The following is a 19,690-nucleotide window of genomic DNA, read 5'->3' on the forward strand; positions in this document are numbered from 1 at the left end:
ATGTTTAAAAAAAGCGTGTGCGCCGCACTGCTTGCGGCGTTGTGCTGTCTGCCGGCTACCAGTTTTGCTTCTACCTGCCGTGCGGGGGCTGCTGCTGAAGCTGGTAGCAAAGCCGGTTATGAACAGGCCCGGCGGGCAGCCGAAGCCTGGGCGTCGCGAGAGCAGAATGCCTCCGACCAGTTGCAGGATTGTTTGTCACGGATACGCACAACCACGATCCAACTGCCCACGTTCCCCAGCCTTGCTGACATTATGAACCAGGTGTCTGAGAAGGTCTGTCAGGCGGCCGTTGACAAGATCAACGACAACATCCCCGGCACCATTGACCCGTGGCAAGAGTTCACGGGGCGTTAAGGAGACCCATGCAAACGCAAGAACAGAACTCTGCCGAGGCGCCATTGGCGCCGAACATGGCGCCCCCTGTGTCAGACGATGAGGCGCGAGCTTATGCACATGCCCTGTCCCTGCAACGCCAGCGTGAGCTGGGGGCGGCTTTTGCCCATCGCTGCCTGACCGTCATGCTGTGGTTATGTGTGGCGATGGTGCTGTCGCTTTCCCTAAACGGATATCTGGGATGGCAGGTTGCACACCCTCCGGTGAAATACTTTGCGACTGAGAACGGGCGGGTGACTCCGGTCAAACCGATGAATATGCCAGCGTTTAGCTCAGAGGATGTTGCGGCATTTGGTGCCGATGCATTGCGTAAAGGCTTTACGCTCGACTTTGTTCACTATCGCTCGCAGATGACCCGGGTGGAGCCACTTTTCTCTGACCAGGGTTTTGAGGGATACAACAAGGCACTGACGTCGTCGAACATTCTTGCTGCAGTTAAAAGTCAGCGGATGAACCTGTCGGTTGATGTGGCGCCTGGCGTCATACGCAGCAAAGGGGTACTTGGCGATCGTTATACCTGGGAGTTCCAGTATCCGGTCACACTCAAGCTTGATGGGCAGCAAACCAGTACGCCAGCTCAGCGGTTTATCTTCACTTTGCGCATTCAGCGCACCGACGTTCAGGAAAAGCCGGCGGGTCTTGAAGTTACCCAAATGATTTCAACAAACGCCAACTGAGGTTCCCCCATGAAAAATACCCTAATGTTCTCCTTGCTGGCGTTGATGACTACGCCGGTCTGGGCAGAGGCGCCTGCCGCCTCCGCGCCAGCGGGTTGGTCACAAAGTCAGACTCCCACGGCTGCGGTGCCTGCTGCACCGGCCGCTCGGCCCGTATCGGAGCCACCATTACCTAATGGTGCCGGATTGTCCGGTAGCGATCCACTTCCTCCTCCCTCACCACTCTATGCGCAGGCCGAGGAGGCCGTATCACCCTTGACCCCTGATGAGATTAGACAGTTGCGTGCGCGTCAGTCCGACGTCACCCGGGCCATGATCTCACCCTCAGTATCGGTGGTGCCTCGCATCAGTGCACTGACCGTCGATTTGTCGCCGGGAGCCAGTTTGCCACTGGTGCGTACGGCGATGAATTACCCCAGTTCACTGACGTTTATCGACAGCACCGGTGCACCCTGGAAATTGGGCGCTGCACCGATCAGCGGTAATCCGGCCTTCCAGCTTTACTGGGTGCCGGACAGTCCGGTGATGGTGGTTTATGCCAAGCAACCTTTTGTTAGCGGCAATATCACCGTTTATCTGAGTGGGTTGTCCGTTCCCATTGTGCTGAATGTCACCAGCGGCGAACCGGATACGTCTGCCAAAACCTGGACGGTAGACAGTCGCCTCGATATGCGCGTTCCCCGGCGTGGGCCAGCGGCCAAAGCGACGGCCATACCTGAAAGTCGCATCGGGCTGCATGACAGTACGCTGCAGTCTTTCCTTGACGGTGTACCGCCTAAAGAGGCTCGGCGGCTCAAAGTTACCGGTGGCGTGCCTGACACCACGGTATGGCAACTGGGGGATGATTTGTACATCCGATCGCGCGCCGATATTCGTGACGAGTTTGAAGCGACGCTTTCCTCTGCAGATGGTACTCACCTGTGGAAGTTGTCGGCGACACCCTATGTGACGTTTTCCGTTATGGGGAAAACCACCGCGCTAAACATTGCTCTGGAGTAAGACATGGCGAGTGAAAATGATGCAGGAAGGGATAAAAAGCTGACATTGACCCTGGTGGCCTCTGCTGTGGTGGCATTGGTAGGCGGGACTTATTTTGTCTGGAGTTGGCTGGCTACGCCGCCACCGGCACCCTCCCAGGTTGATATCAATCGTGTAGGCGCGTCGGTGCACAGCAAGGGGACAGAAACGCCGGCGTACCGGGATTTGCTTCGACAGTATAACCAGGAAGGGGTCACGACCGCACAGCAGCGTAATAGCAGCTTTATTGCTTCTATACCGCTGGAGCAGGAACCTGTGACGCTGCCCTCCCAAGCTACGAATGCGCGAAAGCCATCGACAGAACCGTCAGCCCGACAGGGGCGCAATGATTCGCGCCAGGCCGATACGGACAGGCAGCGGCAGGATGAGCGGCGTCAGAAAGCGTTGGACGCTTTATTGGCGCAGATGGTACCGCGAACGGATACGACATCACCGCCAACCGGTATACAGGTGGCTCAGGCTCTCGGTGGGGGAGACGGTAATACATCGGGGGCGAGCGGGGGAGATGTGTCGGGCTTTAGCCGCTGGAGCGCCAGCCTGCCGGGCAATATGTCGGTGCAGACGGCCTCACTCAGTACCGGAACGGGGGGATCGCCGGTTACGCCTTCCGTGGTCGTGCCACCTTACTGGCGTGGTCCGGGCGTGATCGACATTGGCGTGGACTCAGATAACAGCACCACCCCAGTGTTGGGGCGGTTTGTGTCAGGTCCCTATGCGGGCGCTGTGCTTAAAGCCCCTGCCGGCGCGAAGCTGGCGGGGGATGGGGTGGTGATCCACTTCACCGAAATGTCTTTTGGGGGCGTCAATTATCAGGTCGATGCCTATGCGCTGCAGGATGAGAGCCTGATGCCGAGTGTCGCCACTGAAGTCAATAACCGTTACTTCTCGCGCATTGTATTGCCAGCCTTGCTGAAAGGGATTGGTGGTATCGGTGAGATGTATGCGCAAGCCAATACGCAGGTGGTGACGAACGGCTTCAACGCGGTGACGACGCGACCGGAAACACCGGATGGTAAAGCAGTCGCCGGCGTGATTGCCGGCGGCACGGCCAGTCAGGCTGCGAATGTGCTGAGCAGTGATGCTGCACGCTTACCGTCGAAACAGGTCCTTGTCGAGAAGCAACAGGTGGTGGCGATTCAGTTCATGCGCGGGGTTTACTCGACCGATGTGGCCAACGTGGGGGCAGCGACAGCGCCAATGGTCACATCACCGGTGGTAAAGCCGGTAGACAGAATGCCGCCGACAGAAAACGACTGGCGGGCACAGACGCAGGCACGAATCGAAGCGCAGCGCAGGCTGCAACAGCAATAAGGGCTATTCCATGGCACGACAATTCGAGCAGAACATGACTATAGGGCAGGATGAAAATTTGCAGTGGCGTCAGAAAAGCCAGCAACTGCGGCAGGCACTGAACTGCGCGCTGGCCTGTTTGCACGCCTGTGAGCCTGACGTGATATCCCCCAGGTTGCTTCAGGACTGGGTATCTTCGGATAGGGTATCCGAGTTGTACCTTCTGATGCATACCGATCCACGTTTTGATGAAGGACGGGCAGCGCTGGAGAATTACCTTGGCTGCCTGCCCGGCGTGCACCCTGAACACGCGGCGGCGATGGGTTCATGGCCGGAGGCAGCAGAGCGTGCCCATGATTATCTGGTTCAACTGATTACTCGGGAGAATAGGCATGAGTGAGTTTTCAACTAACCCAACAGTATCCGCCCCGCCTGAAGCTCCGCCAACACCGACTATGCCCGGCAGACCTGGCTTAATGCAACGCAAGTTGCTTTTTGGTCTAACGCTGCCCTGGCTTGCAGGGGCCGTTCTTGCTCTGGGACTGTTTGCGGCTTATCTGTTCGCTCCTTATGTGAATGGTGGTGATGGCGGTTCGGCCGCTACGCAGGATGCCTTCAGTGAGGCTGAGTATGGTCAATCTGCGGCACCGGTGGCGTTGGCCGCTGTCGCCCCGGCAGGGGGAGCGGACGCGGTTCAACTGCAGAATGACGTTGCCACCATGGTTGGCGGTGTTCGTTCTTTTGCGGAGACTAACCGCACGGCGATTTCCCGGTTGGCGGACACGGTCAAAACGCAGAGTACCGCGCTGGCCGCGCTGAAACAGCAATTGACTGACCTGCAGGCACAGAATAACCAGCTGCTCAGCAGGTTGTCTGTTCTTGAGGCAAAGCCTGCAGCTGTGGTGTCGCAGGTTAATGACCGTGCCGCGCCCCGTTCTCGTTCTGCGCTTGCCGGCATGCGACTTGATGCGGTGCAAAACGGCATGGCGTGGGTGTACTGGCAAGGTAAAACCTGGGCTGTCAAAGCGGGCGATCGGCTGGGGCGGGTGACCATCACCGGTATCGATGCTCAGTCTCGTGAAGTCAGCACCAGCGCGGGCGTGCTGAAGTGAGGTAAGGGTTATGCCTAACGGAAGCGATGCTATCCAGCTGTTGGTCAATCTCGCGCATAACGTGCAGGGGGCGTTTACCCGTTTGGGGTTTACGCTGGCCATGTTGTTTGCCGTGGTAGGCGCGGTGACATTTCTGGCACATCACGCCAGTACATCACGTAAATCGCCGGGCCAGTCCGCTGGAGGCGGAAAGGTGATCGCCTGGTTGCTGTTGTGCGGAGGGCTGGCGGGATTGGATCAAATGATCGGTGCCGCAGCCCGGCAAGTGGGTTGGCAAGGCGCGACCTTCGACGCCATCAGCTATGTGGATGTTGGCACCTTTGGTGTGGCGGCCGATGCCGCGAACGCCATGCTGACCCTGATCCGCGTCTTTGGCGTTTATGTTGCGCTGCAGGGGATGTTGACCTGGCGCCGGTCACTTAAAGATGGGCATACGGGGTTGTCGGCCAGTCAGGACGTTTCCACCGGAAGCTTGAAATTCACGCTGGGTATCATGATGGTCTGCAGTCCTTATCTGCTTGATGCCCTGCAAAAATCCCTTGGCATGCTGTAAGCCTGCCGGGTTTCATCCGCGCGTAAGCGCACTCTCACCTTCATTAATAACAATCTTCATTTTCAAGGAGTCAATCATGCCAAACGACATGATGCTGAAACTTTCCGTGCGCGCTTATTTCATTAAAACGTGGTTACGTCAGCGATTTATGGCGTTTTTGTCGGGCGCTATAGCGGTTCTACCGGTCACTGCACTGGCCGATGGTGATATTGCGGACATGGCCGACCGTGCCGCTGAAGGTGCCAAGTCCGGGATTAAGTCTGCACTTGTTATTGCACAGCTTGCCGGAGCCGTATTTGTCATTGGTGGACTGATTGCAGCAAAAAACAAGAAGGACAATCCGCAGATTAAGGTCTCCCATATTATTTCGGCAATTCTGTTTGGCGTCTGCCTCATCGTGGTGCCGGAAATTATCAAACGAGCACAAACACAGGTGGGACTGTCACCGGTCAACGTCGGTTAACGAGATACGCTCCGGATTTCCGGAGCGTTTTTTATGGAGTGAATCTATGGTACAGCGACATATTCTGGGAGATGGCCCGGTCTGCTTTTGGTTGAGAATTCGTCATGACTGAAGCTCAGTTAACGCTAGCGCCACTTTCACTGGATATCAGTGGCGATCCCCAAACACCGGTGCCGCAGCCGATGGACGGTTCACGTTGTCGATGCTGTGGCCTGCATATTAACAAACTGTGGCAGGGGGCCCGCGCAGGATTTGATGAGTCACATGCGGTATGCACCTTATGTTACCTCACCGGGCACCTCGACAGCCCCACCGCAGCCCATGCTCGTCTGGTCTGGCTTCCTGGCGTTTCACTGACGAACGCCCTTCATCTGCAGCGCCAGACTTTGTTGGCGATGATTGCCGGTACCCGAGCACAGCAGCGTGAGGGGAAACGTTTGTGGCGCTGGATGGTACTCCATGCCCGGGAGGTTGAAGAGGCATGGGGAACGGCGCGAGTAGGTGAGTTTGCCGCAGCCATGCTGCGATTGCCCCCCGTCAAGCGGGCCCGCCTGCAACAACGCCTGGTTGGCTGCGTACCTGTATTTCCCCCTGATGTGTTTGATGACCTGTTGCTGTTGTTGCCTGAGGGTAAAACAGTGGCGCAGGCCCTGACGACCTGGTGTTTTCCTACCTACCGCCGGAGTGATTTGTATGCCGAACCCGATCCGCTGGATTGAAGAGATAATTACTGCAACCTCCCGCTTTGCCGTGTCGCGGGATTTACCCGACTACTGTGATCTGCAGACGGTGATCCGCCTGACAGATGACGACCGTATACGCCACCCTGAGCTGGCCGCCCCCTATATCCTGGTGACTGATGACGGTGATTATTGCTCGGCCTTTGCCGTCGCCGGCAGCTTTTGCGATACCGATGAAATGGCCGCTTCTGATGCCCCGTTTTCCTGGGCGGGTCGCATTAAACGTATGACCGAATCTTTGAATGCGGTGTATCGCCGACATGGCCATAAGTTCAGCCTGATTTACGAGGATGATCCTTCACGCGGGGAAGAAGAGGTCAGGCGCCTTATGGCGCCTCAATACCGGTCTATTCGCCGTACCGGCATGGCGTTGAAGGAAATTCTGGATGAACGGGTGGCGAAGATCAGCCCCTGGGTGTCACGAGAACGCTGTTATCTGGTGTGTTATACCGGACGTAAGGCATTGTCCGCCCACGAACTGATGGACGAAAACAAGCGTCTCAAGGCGCTTATCCAGCAAAGCCCCGATGCGCGTTTTGGCCAAAACCCTGTTTTGGCTGAGATGGTGGGACAAAAAATCAGACATGATGCCTTTCTCAGTGGCATAGAGGCGGCATTGAGAGATAACGGCGAAGGCGTGCTGTTGAGTCGTCTTGACGCGCATTCCGTTGGGCATGCATTGCGTGAGCAAGTGGATCGGGCTGGTACCTCAGAGCACTGGCAGCCATTGTTGCCGGATGATCCCATTATGCCCCATGGCGCACGTGCTGGAGATGATCACACGCCATTCCTGGCGCCATGGCTGAACTTCCAGTTGATGAATCAGGATATTCACCCGCAGGGCAATATGTTGCACATTAACGGCGTGTGGCATGGCACCTTGTCAGTTGTCCTTGGGCCACAAACCCCTCAGTCGTTTGCGCATCTTAAAGCGTTGGTGCCGCGTGCGGTGCCCTGGCGGGTACGGATGGATGTGATGCCTGGCGGCATGTCGGCGCTGGGCGTCAAGAAAGGGACACTCGACTTTATGGCGTTTGTGCCGACGTTACGGCCGATTTGGAAATCCATCGCTGCACTGACACAAGTTGAGAAAAATGAACCTGTCTGTGTGATGACGATAACGGCAGCGACCTGGGGGGACAGTCCGCAGGCGGTGACGCGTAATTTGACGCTACTGACGCAGGCTTTCCAGTCATGGGGGGTATGTGAAGTCACACAGACTTTCGGCGATCCGGCTCGGGCCTGGGTTTCCACTTTGGTAGCGGCCAGTAAAGGTAGCGGCCCCAACCCGCTCTACCCACCGTTATCCGAAGCACTGAATCTGGCGCCGTTGACGCGGCCGGCATCTGCCTGGGAAGACGATGGCAACGCCTTGTTCCCCACGCTGGATGGCAAACTCTATCCTGTGGGGCTGGCTACCAGTAAGCAGAACAAGTTGACCAATCTGGTGTCCGGTTCTCCGGGGACGGGTAAGTCAGTCTTACTTAACGCCCTTGGCAACATTCAAATCACCAGCGCTCAGCAAAATCTGCCGTTTTTTGCTGGGGTCGATAAGGGATTTTCAATGCAAGGCCAGATTGCCTTGCTGCGCGATGCTTTGCCGCCGGAACGCAAGGATGAGGTGGTGGGTATTGTTTTGCAGAATAGTACGGCCCATTGCCGCAACCTGTTTGATATCCAGTTGGGGGCGCGTTATCCGATAGAGCCTGAACGCAACTGGATACTCGGCATGTTGACCGCCATGTGTATCGATCCCAGCACCGGCGAACCCCCTAATGCCCGCGATACCCGACAAATCCTCGAGCGTGCCATCAGTAAGGCCTACACCACTAATGCAGAAGTCAGTCCGCAGGCTTATAGCCGCGGTTTACCTGGATTGGAGTGTGTTGATGCGGCATTGGATAAATTGGGGCTGTTTGAACGGTTCGACGCAGACTGGTGGGATAAAGCTCTATGGTACGAAGTGCGTGATCTGCTGTTTGATGGGGGCTATGTGCGAGAGGCCCAATTGGCCCAGTTCCAGGCTGTACCGGAACTGACCGACATGACCGGTATCCTGAATCATGAAGATATTCAGGGTGCCTTCGGTAAAGTGCAGCGAGATGGTAGTCAGGAAAAGTTGCTGGAGTATATGTATCGCTGCATGAAAGACGCGGTGGGTGAATTCAAAATGCTGGCTGGGCGCACGCGGTTTGTCATTAGTCCTCGGACACGCGTGATCGCAATCGACCTCAATAACGTCATGGGGGATGACAGTAAGGCGGGGCATCTCAAAACGGGGATCATGTTCCTGTTTGCTGGCCAGGTGGCCGGCGGTGATTTCGTCCTGCCTCAGTACCGTGATGTGTTGCTTACTGCGGTCGACAAGCGTTATCACGCATTACATATCGAACGGTTGGAACAGCTGGATCAAGAGGTTAAGACCAAGGGGTATGACGAGCTGCATAACGCCAAGAAAGTGCCGTTTATTTTCCCCATGCTGGAAACCCAGGATCGTGAACAACGGAAATTCGGGGTTCGCACCGTATTGTCTTCCCAGTATATGCGTGATTTCCCTGAGGCCATACTTCGCTCGGCTAACTCATTGTTCATGATGGAAGTCGATCCGGATGACGAAGCGCTGTTGGTCGAACGCTTCAAGGTGCCGAAAGTCACCTTGCGTAACTTCCAGCGCTGCGGTACAGGCCCTGCGCCTGATGGGAGTGGCGTGCCGTTCCTGGGCATTTTCCGTATCAAGGGCGGTGGTACGTTGGCCCGGATATTGAAAAACGCGCTGGGGCCTCTTGAACTGTGGGCGCTTAACTCTTCACCGATAGACAGTTCGCTCCGGCAACTGTTGTACGAACAGGTTGGCGGGTCAACGGCGCGCTCCATTCTGGCCGAGGCTTTCCCTCAAGGCACTGCGGAGAAGTTGATCGAACTGCGCCGAAAGCAGGTCGGTGATGTGGATGCCGGCAATGTCACGCGTCAACTTTCCTCTGAGCTTATTGCCAAACGCGGCTATCACCTTTAAGCGAGAAAAATTATGAAATACTCTGCGACAGTGGTCGCGCTGGCGGTCAGTCTGGTACTGACCCAGCCCGCGGCCGCGTATACCGTTTATGTATCCGGCAGTGCGCCGATTGAATTTCAGGTTATGCCGGCAATGGGCACCATCAATGCCACGTTGGCGGAGATCCTCACGACGGAAACCCAGATAGGCACCGCGATCGTGCAGGCCAGCGACAAACAGGTGTCGGCGGTGACGGAGGCAGCCCGCGCACAACGAGAGTCCGATATTTTTGGGCGTCAGACGGAACGTCTGGAGCGTGCCCGCGATAGCTTCACGGTAACGGACAGTATCTGCAGCGAATCGGCGTCCGGCATGGCCACGCAGGTCAGTAAACAGACCCGTTCCAGCGCATCCAGACTGTCTGGCGGCGGGGGCGTCAGCAGCGAAATGGTGCGCAAGAGCGTAGCGTCCCTTCCGGTGGCACCGCGTCAGGGCGGTTATCGCAGTGCGGCTGTGCATGCGGCTTACTGTACAGCAGAAGAAGCGGCAACCTATGGGGGGACAGACCTGTGTCCACAGGTCTCTCCGCTGCCCGGCGGTGATATCGAGCTGCGTTCCCTGATGGATGGCGCTGGCGCCGTTGGTAAGGCACCTGACCTGACCTTCAATCAAGAGCAGGTCGATGCGGCGATGGCCTACATGAAAAACTCGTCCCGCCATGATGCGGGGCGTACGCCGGGGAAAGGCGACATTCAATCGGCCACAGGCCGCGAATATCAGGGATTGCTAACACAATACAAATCAATACAGAGCGCGGCCTCGCAGCCCCAGTTGGACATGATCGCGGCCAGTCAGCCTAATCCTGCGACCCGGGATGCGTTAGGTGAGTCGTTACAGAGTCCATCGGCCAGTCAGTATTTTTCAGCGACGGCGAGCCAGGAAGCGCAGAAATCTGGGGTGATGAGCGAACGGGAATACGAGTCTTTCGAAGTCGGCCGGCGCTATGCCAATACCGCTTATGAAACCGATCTGCAGGCGATGAGTGGCGACAATCTGACGCGCGAGTTGGTCCGAGTCCAGAGCCTGGGTAACTGGTTGCAGTTGGGTATTAAAAACGAGCTGCGCAAGGCAAATGTTATCGCCGGTCAGCAATTGGCCATGGCGGCGAAAGCACAATATGCGCCGCAGCTGCAGCAGCTTTCCAACCAGATGAGTGCAGGAGTAACGGCTAATGCAAACTGAACGTGATGATAAGAAAACCGGAACCTCCTCGTTGCGGCGTGTTGGGAAAGTAGGGCTGTCATTGGTAAACCCATTCTCTGACCTGGGCGTTATTTACCGGGGTAGCATGCGGCCGATACTGAACAACCTGGGGCGGGTACGGGAGGTGGTTCGCGAACGTCGTCAGGTTGACCGTGAAGCTTTGACCTGGGCACAAGCCGTGGCGGCAGCGGGCATTTCGGTTGAGCAGCTTCGCACCAACTATGTACGCATCCGGGCATTTTGGTGGTTCCTCATGCTGGTTTGCGGCGGACTCTCCTTGATTTTGTTACTGATGATCATGGTGAGTTTAGTCTCCCTGCCTGGCTCGGTCCTGTTGCGTGCGACGATTGCGTCATTGATTTTGGCGTTGTTAGGGGCTGCAGGGTTCGTGAAAGCGCTGATCGTGACGTATCGCCTGTGGCAACTCAATACGCAGCGCGTCAGTAAAGTAGAAAAGGGGACGTTCGGTGATTTCCGGTCGGAGAATCGCTGTTGCCGGCAAGTGGTGTCATTAGGCTATTGGCGCTGACAGCCCGACTGCATTTATCCCCCTTTGACGCCTCATTCACTTCCCTGCCTTCTGCCCTGCGATCTGCCGGGGTCATAATATACGGACAACACGATGAAATTTCTCAAAAGGCTGTGGTCAGCAGGCTTGCTGCTGGTCTTTTCCTGGCCGGCGTTCGCCGATGGTGTGAATTATCAGACCATCGCAGACGCTGCGCAGAAAACCAATGACTTATCGCGCCAGGCGCTGGTCATGATCTTTGGGGATGTGGTTCTGCATCCGTTTAACCCTGGGCAACAAACGTTGATTGGCTCGCTATTTGCCATTATTAACGGTGTGCTTTGTGCCATAGCCCTGTTCTGGTTTTTGACCGTGACGATGAAAACCGTCGTGAAGGCTGGACATGAGGGGCGTGTGTTTAATGGTGCTCGCTCGATGCTGTACCCGGTTATGACCTTTGCGGGCTTTATCACGCTGGTGCCTACAGGCTCGGGGTGGTCGATTTCGCAATTGGTGATGTTGTGGGCCGCGTCGGTGATGGGCGTCGGTAGCGCTAACCTGTTGACAGATAAAGCGGCAGATATGATGGCCAGCGGGTATTCGATGGTCACGCAGCCGACTGCGCCGGCGACCCGTTCAGCTGCACGGGCCATTTTTGAAATGAACCTGTGTAAATATGCTATTAACCGAGAGCTGCAGTCACTTTATGCGTCAGGGGAAGCGAATACACCCATGATGAGTACGAAAGGGGGCAACGGGGAATATGAGACCGGTAATGGCAGTGCCATTTGCGGGTCGGCGAAAACACCGAACTCTGCCCGTAGCGGTGTCTGGAACTTGTTATTTGACAGCAAGGTTGATACCGACAATGTCGTGGCGTCACAAAAGCAGGCGCTGGATAGGATGCAGACATCGCTGGATCGGGCGGCAATGGATTTCGTCGATACCTATTTGAGTAAACGTGATCAGGACAGTGGCCGTTTTCAGGATGTGGAAACCGACATTCAGAATGCGGCGGCCGACTATGAAGATACGGTCAACAAAGCGCTGAACCAGATCAACTACAAGGATTCGCTACAGAGCCAACTGGTCAATCAGATCAAGAGTTATGGCTGGGTTTCTCTGGGGGCCTGGTATCACACCTTCGCGACCGCCAACAGTAAAACCAACGATGTGGCCAACGCGACGCCGATCACCAGTGGCATGAGTGGGGTGGGTGAGCACGGTACGGGAGACTTGTATAACCAGGTGTTTACCGCCTATCGCGCACAGGTGCAGAACAGTACCTATACACCCCCCCTGGGAACACAAACGGAGAGTGAGATTAGTGCAGCCGGTGCAGCTCAAGAGCCCAACTCTGTATTTGTTGGCATATTAAAAAGTCCTATACAAAGGCTAACTAACTTTATAGCAACGAGAAATATAGGAGCAAATTCAGATTACACTGAGCAAGTTAACCCACTGATTAAAATGCAAGAAGTAGGCGATTATACGCTGGGTACCACAGAAACGCTGATGGCAGCCTATGCCGGCACCTGGGCGATTGCATCGGCGGCCAGTAACTCACCGGTTGGGTGGGCAAGTAAGATCTTTGCGGTTGATGCCGGCGCGGTGGTGAAGGATGTGATGGGCGCGATGGCGCCAATGTTCTACTTCTTTATGTTTGCACTTTTGGCTATCGGATTCTCACTGGCGGTATTTTTGCCGGCCGTCCCTTTTATTTTCTGGATGACGGGCTTCTTTAACTGGATTGTCAGCGTGCTGATTGGGTGCGCAGCAGGACCAATGTGGTCAGCGACTCATCTGGGGGCAGAAGAAGACAAGGGGAGCCGCAGCGCATATGGGTATATTTTCCTGATTGACATGATGTTGCGGCCTTCGCTGATGGTGTTGGGGTTCTTCTTCGCCTCTGTGGCGGCGATTGCCGGCGGCACGGTACTCAATTTGTTGTTTGCTTCAGCCCTGGCCAACGCTAATGCTGACTCGATTATGGGGTTGGTCAAAATGGTCGGCTGGCTGATGATATATGCACGTATTGCCACCTTTGGCGTGACGCGCTTATTCAGCTTACAGGCCTCACTGCCAGATTATGTGATCTCATTCCTCGGTGGTCGAGAAGGTAATAATGTTATGGGTGGCTTGGTCGATAATATGAAAAATATGTTCGGTGCTGCAGGTACGGGATCGCAGCGAATTCCCGGTATGCGCAATATGCCGAAGCGGTCTGGAAAGGGTAATGAAACTGATGGAATACAGTAGAAATCCCCTGACAAATACACAGTGGTTGGGTATAATGTATTCAATCATAGAGGAGGAAAATTTATGGCTCAGCGACTAAAAACAGGGAAAGAGTTCACTTTTTTCCTTATCAAACTTGCTTATGGGTTAGTTGCTCTCCCGTGTCTGCTCATATTGGGGCTTTTATCTCTGTTTGCCATTAGTGCCCCTGGTAAGGCAGGTAGCGACATATATATTATTGTTGGAACAATCTGGATGGGGGTAATAATCCCCGTTGCTGTATTCTTCTTTCATGTTTTAAAAAAACGCCGTCTTTTGAAAATCATCACTAGCGACATTAAAGATCCCGATTACTTTATGCCAGAACAAGGCTATGAGATGTTCCATGAAGGTGATGGTAAATATCTGGGTATCGATATCAAGCGCGGCACCATCCTTTACGTGCACCGTATCCGAAAAGGTGAAGTGGATGTGATTGGACTGGATATGAACGACTGGACCAATCGGGAAGTAGAAGGAAAGATGTTCCGCCTTTACACCAAGCTCCCTGAGCTGCCCCGCATTGAAATTGCTACGCCGTGGGCCCAGCGCTGGTTTGATACGCTGGGTTCTATGGAGTTCAAGCAATATCAGCCGGCGATGCCGTTCTCTGAGTATGTTGATATTCACCGTGAGCAGTTGGAGCGTGAAAACCATATCGCGATCCCTCGCCTGGCCTGAGTTGTACCTTATCCCCCTCTAGTCACCTCATCGGGTGGCAAACACCCTTAACACCGGCTTTTAGCCGGTGTTCTTTTTTGCGAGTTCCTCTATGTATAACCGCCCATCGCAGAGCGCGTGGGACGGCGATCAAGGGCAAATGTTCCTGGCCTTCTGTGCTGCTGTTCTATTGTGCTGGCTATTTTTTGATTCGTTTGTGTACGGGAGTTGCTGGGTCTTGTACTGGCTCTGGACTGCGGTAGATGTTCCCCGCATCCATAACTGGGCCGGTGGAAAAATTAACCTGCTGGCCGACACGGCCAATCACGCCGACAGCGTTACCTTCGATGAGTGGCTTAATGTGATGAACGCCACTTCAGGTATCTTGCTGTTGTTCTTGGTGCCGATCGTTGTGGCCAGCTTTATCGCGCTGGCGCAGCACCCCGTTCTGGCTTTTCGTAGCAAACGGCCTATCAATGTCCATACGTTGCCGGGCCTGGTCAGTGGCTTTGCCCCTTCCGTGATGCCTGTTCTGGCCATGGCATCCGGGCCGGATGGCCTGATGAATGATCCCGCCCCGGCTAACGTTTGGGCGCTGAAACCCGAAGACTTCACCACGCAACATCAACTCGTTCAACGCAAGACGCTCGATCGGACTGGCGCAGCGAATGTCTTCACTGCGCAGTTGGGAAAAACAATGTGTAATGTGACAAATTGGCACCCTTATGAACGCGCACTGCTGGCAGTGTTTGGTCTGCAGGTATTCCTTAACGATCGGGCGGCGGCTTCACGGTTGCTGGATGACCTGAATCGCTCCTGTGTAGTGAGGCGTTTTTTACGACGCAAGCGGGTTTCACCAGTGCCGTTGTTCCCGTTGGCCAATGCAGCTTTTGAACGCGTTGTTCAGGCGCCAGGGGTCAACGAGTGGTTGGCTGGTCACGGGTATGTGCGCAGTGCGCTGGTTGGGTTGTATGCCCGTGACCTGCGATTGCCCCCGGCGCGTTTTCGTTGGCTCAAGGGTGTTGACCGTACATTGTGGTATGGCCTGCATTCGGCAGATACCGCCAAGGTGTTTGTCGAAGGCGCTGGTATTGCTGCTCAGGCTCGGGCCGAGATGCGCGCCAGCAAGTTGGGATTGCCTCGTCCGGGCATCATGGTGGAGCAAGCTGTTGAAGGGCTGCAGGCCGATCTGGAAAGTCTGGGTCTGGTCTATCCGTATACACCGGTGGTGATTAGTCGTCGCCAGGTGGCAGAACAGTCGGTGATGTCAGCTGTTTATGCCATTACCGACCCGCCGGACAGCGAGGAGGCAACTGCACCCTAGCGTCACTCCTCTTGATTTATCTGATCACACCCACCGAATTTTACCCCATTTGTACGCCAGGCTAATCAGGCTCTGGTGTCGACCCGTATTTGAATTAAAAGGATATACCATGCGTGCAAAATCAAGCTATGCGCCTTTCTCCGTATACATCCGCGATAATCTGTTAGTCGTTCAACGTACTGGGGAGAACGGCGGTGTCCGTACTTTGTGTACTGTCGACCTGCGCCGCCAGCCGACTTTTTTCCTGTCTGACGCCGGGGTGGTGTGCTGCGACAAGTTGGGAAACGTATTTACGGTTGAGTCCAGCGCCAATGGTGGCAACGACCAGCTGCTTGCGGCCTTGTCCGGGGCACAGCTGCAGCAGGCGGAAAAATGGCGCTCCCGATGGGGTACCCGGTTGACGATGGCCGGTGCGTTGCTGTTTGTCGGGGTCATGCTGGGTGTTTACCTGGTGCAGTCCCGGGAGGTTGCACCCTTGGGGCCAGAGGTTAGCCTGGCACCACCGCCTCTGGGTTTTCCTCCGGCGCTTCCTCCGCACGCCACCACGGATGCCGTACGTCCTGAAAACCCTGTACCCGTCCAGCCAGCACGGACGGCCGCGCCAGAAGATGGCTGGGCGCTGCCGACGTCAGTCCGGGCTACCCTGCCGCAGAAGCTGAAAAGTGCTGCCGATCGCCAATTGTTCACCGTGAACTATTCCTCTGGCCATGACCGAACCTTATACGTGTTTGCTGATCCCAACTGCCCGAATTGCCGGCATCTGGAGCCGGCATTAGTGGCTGCAGCCCATTTGGCGAACGTGGTCGTCTTCCCGGTGGCCGTGATTGGGCGCGAGAAATCCATTGCTGCTATCACCCCGGTGTTGTGCTTGCCGCCAGAGCAACGGCCGGCTGCCTGGCAGGCATTATTTACTGTTGGTACGGATGGATTGCAGCTGGGTAAACAACCCCCAGTCGACAAGAAAGCCGACAGCACCTGTGATGTGGCTGAAAAGGCACTGGGCGTCAACGAGGTGGCCTATCAGGCCTATCGCATTCCGGGTACGCCATGGGTGATTGCGGATGATGGTCGCTATGTGCCTCAGGCGGTCCTGAGAGATCCAGCCCAACTGAGTCAGTTCCTGAGCGAGAAGGAGACGCCGGATGCAACCGACTGACTATGGCGTTGAACGCAATCGCGTTAACCGCCGTGTTTATCACTCAGCCCTGGGGGACTGGATGTTATCCCCGGGAGGATTGGCGCTGGGGATGACCGGGGCTGTCATCGCCGGTGTGGTTTGGCCGGTCACATTGTGGTTAACGCTGCCCGTGATGATGTTCTGGGCGCCCGCGATGCTGATGGAACCCTGGCAAATGCCGATGCGTATGCCTACCGATATGGATCGGCTCGACCCTTCTACACAGCGGCAGGTGCCGGGTAAGCTGTTTGGTTTCTTGCCCGTGACGGTCATGCGTATCGCCATGGGCAAGGCGGCTGGCATCCTCTACCTGGGGTATCTGCGTGGGCGTGATGCTGGGCGTGAGCTGTGGCTGTCGATGGATGACATGACGCGGCACATCCTGATGTTTGGCACCACCGGTGCAGGCAAGACGGAAACGCTGCTGGGTTATGTGCTCAACCAACTCGCTCTCGGCAAGGGGCTGATTTATTCCGACGCCAAGGCACAAAACGATGTGGCGCTGGCCATTGCGTCCATGGCGCGGCGCTTTGGTCGTGAAGACGATCTGCGGATGATGAACTTCATCACCGGCGGTCGTTCGCGGGCTCAGGAACTGCTGGAAGATGTCAAAAACCGGCCGCAAACCAATACGGTCAATGCCTTCGGCATCGCTGAAGAAACCTACATCATCAACCTGATGGATTCGATGTTGCCACCGGCCGGCAACGATGGCGGCTGGCAGGAGAAAGCGCGGGCGATGATACAGGCGCTGGTGTTTGCCCTGGTGTACAAATGCCGGCGAGAAGGAACGGTGATGTCGCAGCGCACTATTCAAGCCCATCTCCCCTTGCGCAGTATTGCGCGGCTCTATATCCAGTCAGTGGAAGAGCAGTGGCATGATGAGGCGCGATTACCGCTGGAGAACTATCTTGGCACACTGGCGGGGTTTGACCTGGCCACGGTGGACTCCCCGTCAGAATGGGCGCCGGAGGCGCTTAATCAGCATGGTTACCTCATTCAGCAGTTCACCCGCATGCTGGCGTTGTTCAATGACACTTACGGACATGTGTTTGCCCGCGACGCCGGTGACATCGACCTGAGAGACGTGGTTCACAACGATCGCATCCTCGTCATCCTTATCCCCGCACTGGAAATCTCTTCCACCGAGGCGGCTGCTCTCGGGCGACTGTATGTGTCTCAGCTGGCGATGATCCTGAGCCAGGACCTCGGTGAAAAACTGGAGGGGCGGCCGGAAGACATCATGGTCGTACGCAAGTACAAGGACAGGTTCCCATTTTTGTGGATAGCCGATGAGGTGGGGGCCTGTTACACCGAAAAGTTGGGGGAGCTGGCTACCCAAGTCCGATCGCTGGGGTATTGCCTGCTGCTGGCCGGACAAGAAGCACAGCGGCTTAAATCTGCGGCCGGCGACCGTGTGTGGACGTTGATTGCCAACATGGGCACGCGTATCACCGGCAAAATCATGGACCCGAAAGACACTCTGGAAATTCTGCAGTTGATGGCCGGCACGGAGTATCTGCCGGAAATGAGCCAGATGGTGCGTCAGAACGGTGTCATGGGCTCTCGCTGGGATGAAGACGACAAACTCCAGCTACGCGAGCAAAAGAAGGTCAGCGTGGAAGAAGTGCAGCAGCTGCAGGAGGGTGAGAACATCACCCTGTTCCGGGGAGAAGTTATTCGTGGTGCTTCGCTCTATATCGCTGACGCTGACAAGTTTACGAAAGAGGCTATACAGATTAACCGTTTTATCGAGGTGGCCCCACCATCTCTCAATGCGCTGCTTGCGCAGGCACCGGCAGCCATTCGTCGTAGCTATCCACGGGCTGACCGGATACAGCAGATAGTCCGCCGGCTGGATGCGCCGGACGCACGTTCAGATCTGGAGAACCTGCTGCTGACCGATCCCGCGCTGGCCGCCATTAATGACCTGGAAGACGAGTGGCAGTATATCTGGCGCCGACGTCCGACGGCGGCGGTCAGCACCAGTCTACTATGGGAAACGGCACTGGCGCATCTGCCGGCACGCGGGCGTGGTTACCAGGTGCAGGCGAAAACACCGACCGCACTGGGTGTTGGGCAACCGCGTCTGATGGCCTATCAAATGCAACATATTCCGGTTGAGAAGCCGGCCGACAACACTTCAAAAGAGAAAGCAAAATGGCAACGAAAATCACAGTAAACGGCAAGACAATGGTCGTCGATGGTAATCATATCCGCGTCAGCGGTAACCAGGTGATTGCGGATGGCCAGACGGTGTCGCTGGGTGATGGGAAGGTGGTGGCTGTCGCCATTACGATTGTGGGTGACGTGCAGGTGATTGATTCCGAAGATGCTGATGTGACGGTGCAGGGGAACGTGGGTACCGTGCGCAGCACCAACGGCAACGTCAGAGCCGGTAACGTCACAGGCAACATCGAGACGCGTGCTGGTAACGTAACCTGTGGCCATGTCCAGGGCGACGTCAGTTCAAGGAACGGGAATGTGTTTTACGGGGGCGCAAAATGATGCGGACCTCGCTGAAAGCCTGGTGTCTGGTCGCGACGTTGGCAGTGGCTCCGTGTGCCATGGCGGCGCCCTCGGTGCAGGTGGGGTTCTCACCTGAAGGCAGCGCCCTGCCGCTGGTGCTGAATACGCTCAATGATGCCCGGAACAGTATCCGGCTGATGGGGTATTCGTTCACCTCCCCTGAGGTGGCGAAGGCACTGACGAGCGCCAAGCGCCGGGGCGTCGATGTGAAAGTGGTGCTGGACGCGAAGGGAAACCAGAACAAGGCCAGCCAGGCGGCGATGAATTTACTGGTCAATGCCGGCATTCCGGTTCGTACCGTCGATAACTTTAAGATAATGCACGACAAACTGATCATCACCGACCAGGTGAATGTTGAGACCGGGTCATTCAACTTTAGCCGTGCAGCAGCGCGGTCCAATTCAGAAAATGCGCTGGTGCTGCGTGATATGCCTGGCGTGGCACAAACCTACCTGGCGCACTGGCAATCGCGCTGGGATATCGGAAAGGAGTGGCGTTCGTCGTATTGAAATGTCCTCCCATGCCTTTCTGTAACCCTGTGACGGCTTGATCCTCTGAGCTCAGGTCGTCCGCTATTTCTGCATTTTTATCTGTCATCCCGCGCCAACGGGACTGAAAAATGCTTTTTATGCTGCTAACTTACGGATTCTGTAGTACGCTTTGCCAAACGATCCTTTTCAGATCCTTGGGGAGG

The 19,690-nt window shown here is 55.9% G+C and carries 19 protein-coding genes; all 19 read left to right on the forward strand.

Translation table 11 applies throughout. From position 1 onward, the window contains the following. A complete protein-coding gene (locus H0S68_RS25335) occupies positions 1 to 354 on the forward strand; it encodes a hypothetical protein (protein WP_021807922.1) in 354 nt (117 codons plus the stop codon). Positions 355 to 362: 8 nt separating this feature from the next. Then, the gene (locus tag H0S68_RS25340) at positions 363 to 1,070 is read left to right on the forward strand and encodes a DotI/IcmL/TraM family protein (RefSeq protein ID WP_193569026.1); all 708 of its coding nucleotides are present in this window, start codon (positions 363 to 365) and stop codon (positions 1,068 to 1,070) included. A 9-nt stretch (positions 1,071 to 1,079) separates the two neighbouring features. Then, positions 1,080 to 2,069, forward strand: a complete 990-nt coding sequence (locus H0S68_RS25345; protein WP_241392059.1) for a DotH/IcmK family type IV secretion protein — start codon at positions 1,080 to 1,082, stop codon at positions 2,067 to 2,069. 3 nt (positions 2,070 to 2,072) lie between these two features. Then, positions 2,073 to 3,419, forward strand: coding sequence for a conjugal transfer protein TraO (gene traO, locus H0S68_RS25350; RefSeq protein WP_241392058.1), 1,347 nt, complete (start codon positions 2,073 to 2,075; stop codon positions 3,417 to 3,419). A gap of 10 nt (positions 3,420 to 3,429) precedes the next feature. Next, positions 3,430 to 3,798: a hypothetical protein gene (locus H0S68_RS25355; protein ID WP_241392057.1), complete on the forward strand. Its 369-nt coding sequence runs from the start codon at positions 3,430 to 3,432 to the stop codon at positions 3,796 to 3,798. Between the two features lie 76 nt (positions 3,799 to 3,874). Further along, positions 3,875 to 4,510 (forward strand): conjugal transfer protein TraP, encoded by a 636-nt coding sequence (traP, locus tag H0S68_RS25360; protein ID WP_410529500.1) that lies wholly within the window; start codon positions 3,875 to 3,877, stop codon positions 4,508 to 4,510. A 10-nt stretch (positions 4,511 to 4,520) separates the two neighbouring features. Beyond that, positions 4,521 to 5,063 (forward strand): conjugal transfer protein TraQ, encoded by a 543-nt coding sequence (gene traQ / locus H0S68_RS25365; RefSeq protein ID WP_161739349.1) that lies wholly within the window; start codon positions 4,521 to 4,523, stop codon positions 5,061 to 5,063. 76 nt (positions 5,064 to 5,139) lie between these two features. Then, positions 5,140 to 5,526: a DUF6750 family protein gene (locus H0S68_RS25370; protein ID WP_129942291.1), complete on the forward strand. Its 387-nt coding sequence runs from the start codon at positions 5,140 to 5,142 to the stop codon at positions 5,524 to 5,526. A gap of 104 nt (positions 5,527 to 5,630) precedes the next feature. After that, positions 5,631 to 6,245: a conjugal transfer protein gene (locus H0S68_RS25375; protein ID WP_410529501.1), complete on the forward strand. Its 615-nt coding sequence runs from the start codon at positions 5,631 to 5,633 to the stop codon at positions 6,243 to 6,245. Further along, positions 6,220 to 9,279 (forward strand): ATP-binding protein, encoded by a 3,060-nt coding sequence (locus H0S68_RS25380; RefSeq protein ID WP_410529502.1) that lies wholly within the window; start codon positions 6,220 to 6,222, stop codon positions 9,277 to 9,279. Before H0S68_RS25375 ends, H0S68_RS25380 begins: the two co-directional genes overlap by 26 nt. A 12-nt stretch (positions 9,280 to 9,291) precedes the next feature. Next, positions 9,292 to 10,500, forward strand: coding sequence for a conjugal transfer protein TraW (gene traW / locus H0S68_RS25385; RefSeq protein WP_241390678.1), 1,209 nt, complete (start codon positions 9,292 to 9,294; stop codon positions 10,498 to 10,500). Beyond that, complete coding sequence (gene traX / locus H0S68_RS25390; RefSeq protein ID WP_410529503.1) at positions 10,490 to 11,050, forward strand: conjugal transfer protein TraX; 561 nt, start codon at positions 10,490 to 10,492, stop codon at positions 11,048 to 11,050. Before traW ends, traX begins: the two co-directional genes overlap by 11 nt. A 93-nt stretch (positions 11,051 to 11,143) precedes the next feature. Then, on the forward strand, positions 11,144 to 13,288 hold the full coding sequence (locus tag H0S68_RS25395; protein ID WP_410529504.1) for a DotA/TraY family protein: 2,145 nt from the start codon (positions 11,144 to 11,146) through the stop codon (positions 13,286 to 13,288). A 63-nt stretch (positions 13,289 to 13,351) separates the two neighbouring features. Next, a complete protein-coding gene (gene excA, locus H0S68_RS25400; RefSeq protein ID WP_410529505.1) occupies positions 13,352 to 13,987 on the forward strand; it encodes a plasmid IncI1-type surface exclusion protein ExcA in 636 nt (211 codons plus the stop codon). A 217-nt stretch (positions 13,988 to 14,204) separates the two neighbouring features. Next, positions 14,205 to 15,290 (forward strand): conjugal transfer protein, encoded by a 1,086-nt coding sequence (locus H0S68_RS25405; RefSeq protein ID WP_410529506.1) that lies wholly within the window; start codon positions 14,205 to 14,207, stop codon positions 15,288 to 15,290. Between the two features lie 109 nt (positions 15,291 to 15,399). Then, the gene (locus tag H0S68_RS25410) at positions 15,400 to 16,446 is read left to right on the forward strand and encodes a DsbC family protein (RefSeq protein ID WP_261440447.1); all 1,047 of its coding nucleotides are present in this window, start codon (positions 15,400 to 15,402) and stop codon (positions 16,444 to 16,446) included. Further along, positions 16,433 to 18,649 (forward strand): F-type conjugative transfer protein TrbC, encoded by a 2,217-nt coding sequence (trbC, locus tag H0S68_RS25415; protein WP_410529507.1) that lies wholly within the window; start codon positions 16,433 to 16,435, stop codon positions 18,647 to 18,649. Before H0S68_RS25410 ends, trbC begins: the two co-directional genes overlap by 14 nt. Next, the gene (locus H0S68_RS25420; protein ID WP_004966284.1) at positions 18,628 to 18,975 is read left to right on the forward strand and encodes a hypothetical protein; all 348 of its coding nucleotides are present in this window, start codon (positions 18,628 to 18,630) and stop codon (positions 18,973 to 18,975) included. The genes trbC and H0S68_RS25420 overlap by 22 nt, the downstream gene beginning before the upstream one ends. Then, the gene (locus H0S68_RS25425; protein WP_410529508.1) at positions 18,972 to 19,505 is read left to right on the forward strand and encodes a phospholipase D family protein; all 534 of its coding nucleotides are present in this window, start codon (positions 18,972 to 18,974) and stop codon (positions 19,503 to 19,505) included. Before H0S68_RS25420 ends, H0S68_RS25425 begins: the two co-directional genes overlap by 4 nt. Positions 19,506 to 19,690 lie beyond the last annotated feature (185 nt).

The sequence above is a fragment of the Serratia sp. AXJ-M genome (assembly GCF_046531865.1).
In the GTDB taxonomy this organism is placed as follows: domain Bacteria; phylum Pseudomonadota; class Gammaproteobacteria; order Enterobacterales; family Enterobacteriaceae; genus Serratia; species Serratia liquefaciens.